The organism is Bradyrhizobium sp. LeoA1Lang, from assembly GCF_055413685.1.
The window spans coordinates 1-251 of sequence record NZ_JBVAPG010000681.1 but is presented as its reverse complement, the minus strand read 5'-3'; the positions used below and the strand labels follow the sequence as shown (position 1 = coordinate 251).

The 251-nt window shown below is 56.2% G+C and carries 1 pseudogene; it reads right to left on the bottom strand.

Annotated features, from left to right (window positions below):
- A pseudogene (locus tag ACZYOF_RS44960) lies at nucleotides 1-122 on the bottom strand (IS630 family transposase); the annotation flags it as partial.
- Nucleotides 123-251 lie beyond the last annotated feature (129 nt).

The following is a 251-nucleotide window of genomic DNA, read 5'->3' as shown; positions in this document are numbered from 1 at the left end:
TAGTCCTTGACCACCGCCTTCTTGTGCGCGGGTAGCCCGTCCACAATCAGATGCAGCGCTTTCTTGCGGCGATACATCAGCTTCTTGAGCAGGTCCACGAACAGCTCGCCAGACAGTGCGCCCTTGTCCGAACATGTACGAATAGGTATGGATGAAAGCGAGGTAGTGCCCCTGCTTCTCGGTTAAGCGCGCGCCTGATTTTTGACTCATGGATCGATTCGTCCCGGCCTCCGACAAGGAGGCAAAGCATG